General features: G+C 72.8%; 5 protein-coding genes. 2 read left to right on the top strand and 3 right to left on the bottom strand.

From position 1 onward, the window contains the following. Nucleotides 1-154 precede the first annotated feature (154 nt). Both glpX and D9R02_RS10895 read left to right on the top strand, forming a co-directional pair. Nucleotides 155-1,162, top strand: a complete 1,008-nt coding sequence (gene glpX, locus D9R02_RS10900; protein ID WP_019310167.1) for a class II fructose-bisphosphatase — start codon at nt 155-157, stop codon at nt 1,160-1,162. A 114-nt stretch (nt 1,163-1,276) separates the two neighbouring features. After that, complete coding sequence (locus D9R02_RS10895) at nt 1,277-2,782, top strand: hypothetical protein (protein WP_029603240.1); 1,506 nt, start codon at nt 1,277-1,279, stop codon at nt 2,780-2,782. A 50-nt stretch (nt 2,783-2,832) separates the two neighbouring features. On the opposite strand, the gene D9R02_RS10890 is transcribed toward D9R02_RS10895, so the two are convergent. The 3 genes from D9R02_RS10890 to D9R02_RS10880 all read right to left on the bottom strand — a co-directional run. Continuing rightward, nucleotides 2,833-3,588, bottom strand: a complete 756-nt coding sequence (locus tag D9R02_RS10890) for an SDR family NAD(P)-dependent oxidoreductase (RefSeq protein ID WP_019310166.1) — start codon at nt 3,586-3,588, stop codon at nt 2,833-2,835. Further along, the gene (locus tag D9R02_RS10885) at nt 3,585-4,577 is read right to left on the bottom strand and encodes a lipid II:glycine glycyltransferase FemX (protein ID WP_121566902.1); all 993 of its coding nucleotides are present in this window, start codon (nt 4,575-4,577) and stop codon (nt 3,585-3,587) included. Before D9R02_RS10885 ends, D9R02_RS10890 begins: the two co-directional genes overlap by 4 nt. A 55-nt stretch (nt 4,578-4,632) precedes the next feature. Further along, nucleotides 4,633-6,321, bottom strand: a 1,689-nt coding sequence (locus D9R02_RS10880; protein ID WP_310793823.1) for an LCP family protein, incomplete at its 5' end; no start/stop codon positions are given.

The following is a 6,321-nucleotide window of genomic DNA, read 5'->3' as shown; positions in this document are numbered from 1 at the left end:
GAAGCAGAGGAACTCACGCGCTCCATTGTGCCGTGCCCGCGCGGACCGTCCCAACAGCGGGGCCCGGGGATATGCTGGGGACACCCGTGGTGGTGCCCCGGGTCCCCGCAGCACGCGGACCGGGCGCCGCCGTAACTCGAAGGTGAGGAACAACGTGGCAGAGACGACCCAGCAGGGCTCGGGAAATGTGGCGGACCGCAACTTGGCACTGGAGCTGGTGCGTGTCACGGAGGCCGCGGCGATCGCGGGCGGCCACTGGGTGGGCGCCGGTGACAAGAACAGCGCGGACGGCGCGGCCGTGGACGCCATGCGCTCGTTCCTCTCCACCGTGGACTTCAACGGCACCGTGGTGATCGGCGAGGGCGAGAAGGACGAGGCGCCCATGCTGTTCAACGGCGAGCAGGTGGGCAGCGGAGCGGGGCCGGCCTCGGACGTGGCCGTGGACCCGATCGACGGCACCCGGCTCACCGCGTTGGGCATGAACAACGCGCTCGCGGTGATCGCCGTGGCGGACGGCGGCTCCATGTTCGACCCCTCGGCCGTGTTCTACATGGACAAGCTCGTGGTGGGCCCCGAGGCCGCGGACATGGTGGACCTGCGCCTGCCCGTGAAGCAGAACATCCACCTGGTGGCCAAGGCCAAGGGCGTCAAGCCCAATCAGGTCACCGTGTGCGTGCTGGACCGCCCGCGCCACCAGGGACTCGTGGAGGAGATTCGCGCCACGGGTGCCCGCACCCGCATGATCCTGGACGGGGACGTGGCCGGGGCGATCGCCGCGTGCCGCGAGGGCACCGGAGTGGACATGATGATGGGCATCGGCGGCACCCCGGAGGGCATCGTCACCGCGTGCGCCGTCAAGGCCACCGGCGGCGTGATCCAGGGTCGGCTGGCCCCCACGGACGAGACCGAGCGCCAGAAGGCCGAGGAGGCCGGGCTGGACGTGGACCGCATCCTCACCACGGACGAGCTCGTGACCTCCGACAACTGCTTCTTCGCCGCCACCGGCATCACGGACGGCGACCTGCTGCGGGGTGTGCGCTACCGCGGCCGCACCATCACCACGCAGTCCATCGTGATGCGCTCGCACTCTGGCACGGTCCGCATGGTCGAGGCAGAGCACTTGGCCACCAAGTGGGAGAAGTACGAGCGCCGCCAGGGCTGAGCCTCCACATCCCCCACGAAGCGCGTGCCCACCCGAGTTCGGGTGGGCACGCGTCGTTGGTGCCGGCCGCTAAGCTGGGGCGCGGTGCATCGGGCCCGAGGAGAGGAAACAGGCGTGGCGTTGAGCGTGACCCCGTGCGGCAACCGGAAGAGCTGGGACGCCCGCGTCCGGGTCACCGGAGGGCACCCGGACCTGCTGTGGGGCATCGGGGAGGCCGAGGCCCTCACGGGCGAGCGCGTGAGCGTGGAACGGGTGGCCGTGGACCGCGCGAACCAGACCGTGGGCTACGGGCAGCTTCTGGTCCACGCGGAGGACCGCCACACGGTGGTGGACGCCAAGTCCCTGCACGTGAAGAACCCGCGGGACCTCGTGACCGTGCTGGCCGCGCTGCAGGACCACGCCCGGGACGCCCACCACGCCGCGGTGCTGCGGGTGAGCCCCGACACGCACGCCACCGTGGCGCTGGCCGCCGAGCTCGCGGAGGCCGGGTACCGCCGCAGGGACAAGCCGCGCCGCGGGGAGGCCGGACCGCGTCACCTGGTGGTCCGTCTCGGTGAGACCGAGGGCGAGCTGTCCCGGAGATTGTCCAGCGCCACGCTGCAGCGCTGCCGTGGAGGGCTGCGGGACTCGGGGATCCGGGTGCGCCGTGTGGACGCCGCGGACCGGGACCTGTCCCACGTGGGTCTGCGCACCCAGCACATCAGGGATCTGCTGCGGGCCGTGGGGGACGACTCCGTGTTCCTCGTGGCCACCGAGTGCCCGGAGGAGGGTGGCGCGGAGCATGCCCTGGGCTACCTGTGGTTCGTCCACACCGGGGAGTCCGCCATGATCCACCGCTCGGGTTTCACCGACCGCGCGCGCCAGCTCGGGGTGGACGACGCCCTGCTGCTCACGGGCCTCGTGCAGCTGCAGCAGCGCCAGGTCCACAAGGTGCTCGCCGGGGACCCGGACCAGCCGGGCCAGCCCATGGTGCTGCGCGAACTGGCCACCGAGGACCACGAGGTGCTGGGCACGTGGGAGTTCCCGCTCGTGGGCGAGTTCCAGGTGGCGGGACGCGCGGAGAAGACGCGGCGCCGTTTCTTCGGGCGACGCCGCCCGGCCGCGCCGCAGAACGACCTGCTCCCCGAGGCGGGCGAGGACCCGGGAACGCTGGCGGCTCACGGGGCGCCCGACTCCGAGGGACGTGCGCGTCCTGGGGCGCCGTCACGGCACCCAGCGCCCCAGGTGACCGGTCTCCCGAGCCCTGGGGACGAGCCGCTCGCTCCGGTCACCCCCATTGCCGCCGCGGTGGACGCTGACCCGGACCTCGCGCGACCGCAGGATCTCGCCCCGCACGGTGACGCCGCACCGGCCCACGGAGCGCAGGAGCCCGCGCAGGACAAGCACTCAGGAGCTCGCAGCCGTCTCCTCGTGGGCCGACTCAAGCGCGGCGCGGGGCGCGGCGGCACCGAGTCCGGCGGTGCCGCACCGAGTGCGGGGGCGGCGGCAGAGAGTGGGCGGACGGCGTCGTTGTCCACCGGCGGTGGGGAGCCGGAGCCCAGTGAGAACCGGGCGAGCGCCCTGCTGCGGCGGGCCGTGGCCGAAGGACGCGCCGCCGTGAGGGACGCCGCCCGCTGGTAGCGCCACCCGGCGCCGCACTGGCGCCGTAACCGGCCCCGGGGAACCGGGCGTCAGGAGCGCCCCGACACCCTGTTGGCCACCCGTGCGCTGAGCGCGTGCGGCACGAGACCGGTGATGCGCTCCAGGACGTGGTAGGCCCGCGGGAACACGAGCCGCGAGCGTCCGCGCTCGAGGGCGGACAGTGCCGCTGCCGCGAGGTCCTCCGGCCGGGCCGACCGCCCGAGGTCGATGGCGGCGGCGTCCGCCACGGCGAAGAAGTCGGTGTCCACGGGCCCGGGATTCACGCTCAGCACCCGCACGCCGTGCTTGCGGGCCTCCACACCCACCGCGAGCGTGAAGCGGTCCACGAACGCCTTGGACGCGCTGTACGTGGCCATGGACGGCAGCGGCTGGAACCCCGCCACGGAGCCGATGTTGACGATTGCCCCGCTGCGGGCGGCGGTCATGGTGCGCAGCGCCGCGTGGGTCAGGGTCATGAGCGCGCGCACGTTGACGGTGAGCTCCTCGAGCTCACGGTCCAGATCGAGCGTGGCGAACTCGCCGTGGCTGCCGAAACCGGCGTTGTTGACCAGCAGGTCCACGGGGTCCTGCTCCAGGACGCGCACGAGGGCGTCGATCCCGTCCTGGGTGCCCAGGTCCGCGGCCACCGTGCGGGCCACCCCGCCGGTGACCTCGTGGGAGAGGGCGGTGAGCTTCTCCTCGCTGCGCCCGGTGAGCACCAGCGCCCAGCCCCGCTCGTGCAGCGCCCGGGCGAACGCCCGGCCGATCCCTCCCGTGGCCCCGGTGACCAGCGCGGTGCGGGTCACGACGCCGCTCCGCGGGTGCGCAGCGACCGCAGCTTCCGCCGGGCGGCCACCAGCCCTTCCCGGGCAGCCCCCCCGCCGTTGTAGGCGGCGTACCCCGCACGGGACACCGGGAGGTCCCATGTGCCCGCATGGGACACGGGTTCGCCGCCGAAGGACTTCTTGAAGGACGTGAAGCCGTACCACTCGTGCTCGGGGCCGGCGCCCTCCGGCGCGGTGCCGAAGAGGTCGAACCACGTGAGGCCCTTCTCCCGGGCGTCCATGATCATGGTCACCACGAGCGGGATCCCGGCCGAGAGCCTGCGGTGCTCCTGGTCCATGGCGGCGTGCGCGTAGGTGCGGGTGTCCGCGGAGTCGTACACGAGCGACGCCGCGATGGGCGTGCCGTCGAGCTTCGCGAGGTAGAGGCTCGCCGCGCCCACCGGCATCAGGGTCTCCGCGGCGGCGCGCAGGTAGTCGTCCTGCTGGCGGTTGAAGTTGCGGCGCGCGGCGGTGTCCTCCAGGAACTCGAGCAGGTACCGGACGTCCCGCGGGTCCTCGGAACGCTCGATGCTCACGCCCTTCTTGTGGATGTTGCGGTACAGGTTCCGGTTGGTGGACTTCATGTCCTTGAGCAGGTCCTTGGGATCCCTGCGCAGGTCCACCACCTGGGTGTGCCCCGGCTGCACCTGGCGCGGGGAGCGCTTCATGCCCCGGCGCTCCAGTGACGCCTCAGGGGCCTCGCCCGCCCGTGCGGGGTTCCCGTTGACCGGCTCCACCCGCACGAACCAGCAGCGGTGCGCCCTGGCCTGGGTCGCGAGGTCCGCCAGCGCGAGGTCGAACGCCTCGGGGGACTCGGCCTCGGGGCCGTAGGGGCAGTAGAGGTAGCGCCCGGTGCGGCCGCCCTCGACCGTGGCCAGGTACCGCCACCCCGGGCCCTCGGCCTGGACCACTCGGTGACCGATGCGTTGCTGGAACTGTGCCCATTCGGGGGACTGGAGGATGTTTGCCACGCCCCCACTGTACCGATGCGCCGCGGAGCGCGCCGTGGCCCGGATCGCACGGGGACTAGGGCACCGAGCACGTGCCGTTCGGCGAGAGCTGCTCCTCGGAGGGCACCCTGGCCAGCGCCGGGCGCACGGTGCTGGTGCCGGCCGCGGAGACACCCGCGGCGGGCCCCGTGCCGGCCCGGGCGGCGTCGGCGGCCCCCACGGACGACGACGCCGCGGTGCCCGCCGCCTGCGTGTCCCGGCCGTCTGCCTTCTCCAGGACGCCCGCGAGGTCCGCCTGGAACTGGGCGTAGTCCGGATAGGTGGGGAAGCTCTGGTCGTAGTACGGCGGACCCGCGGCGTAGGACTGCAGCTCGTGGTTCTGGGCCTTGCTGGCCACGGAGACCATGGAGCCGATCGAGGACTGGGGGATGTCCGTCTCCAGGATCTGCTCCCCGGACGCCGCGAGGTCGTCGAAGTTGGTGAGCACCGTGCGGGGATCCAGCTGCGAGATCATTGCGGCCTGGACGCAGCGCTGACGCGCCTGCCGGTCGTAGTCCGTGGCCCCCTCGCGGGAGCGCGCGTACCAGAGTGCGTGGTAGCCGTCCATGTGCTGCGTGCCGGGTTCGATCCACCCCAGGATCGGGTTCTTCTCGCCCGTCTCGAGGTTGGTGCCGCCCCCGATCGGCACGCGGCCGCCCACGGTGATGTCGATCCCGCCCATGGCGTCGATGAACGCCTCGAAACCGTCCATGTCCACGAGCGCGTAGCCCTGGATCTTCAGGCCGGTGACCCCCTCGGCGGCCTCCTTGGTGGCCTGGGCGCCCGGGTCCGCGACGCCGGGGTAGAGGTCCTGGTGGTTCTGCATGACGTCCGTGTAGATGGCGTTCATGAGGCACTCGTCCCCGCAGTTGAAGCCCTCCGGGTACACCGAGGCCATGGGGGAGTCCGCGGGGAACGGAACGTTCTGCAGGTTGCGCGGGATGGACACCGAGACGGTCTGGCCCGAGGAGGCGTCCACGCTCATCACGGACATGGAGTCCGGGCGGCGGCCCTCCCGGTCCTCACCCGCGTCACCGCCCATGAGCAGGATGTTGTAGCGCCCGTCGGAGGGCGCGAACGGGAGGCCCTCCGCGAACGTGTTCGAGATCGCACTGCGAGCCACGGACACCAGGTGCGCCGCGTACCCGAGTCCGCCACCCGTCACGAGCATGGCGAGGACGGTCACCAGGACCACGGCGCGGCGCATCCCGGTGCTCAGCAGGCCGGGTCTGATCAGGCGCAAGGTGTCGAACCACAGCAGCACCCACCCGACGGCGAGGGCCACCAGGACCACCATGAGCACCAGGGACGTCACGGCGCCGGTCAGCACCCAGACCACGGCGGTGCGCCACACGAACCACAGCACGAGCGCCGCGAGGAGCAGGCCCCACACGAGGGCCGTGACGCGCACGGCGGCACGCCCGAGCCGGCGGTTGCCCGCCACGAGCTGCGCGGAGCCCGGCACGAGCAGCGTGACTCCCAGCAGCCACCACGCACGCCTGGTGCGGGTGGCCGGGGCGGCGAAGCGCGGGTGCACCAGGGGATCGCCCACCCGCGACCTCGCGCGGCGGGGCCCGTCGTCCGGGTGGCGGGCGGCCGTGGCACCCGCGAACGGGTTGCGCTCGTCCCCGGGGCCGGCGTCAGCGACCTGCTCGTAGGCCCTCGTGGCTGAGGGGTGGGCGGCAGCGCCGTCGGGGCGGTCGGTCGATCCGTTCACGTGCAGCTC

The sequence above is a fragment of the Kocuria rhizophila genome, assembly GCF_003667225.1.
Classification (GTDB): domain Bacteria; phylum Actinomycetota; class Actinomycetes; order Actinomycetales; family Micrococcaceae; genus Kocuria; species Kocuria rhizophila.
The sequence above is the reverse complement of the archived record's forward strand: the minus strand, read 5'-3'. Positions and strand labels throughout refer to the sequence as shown.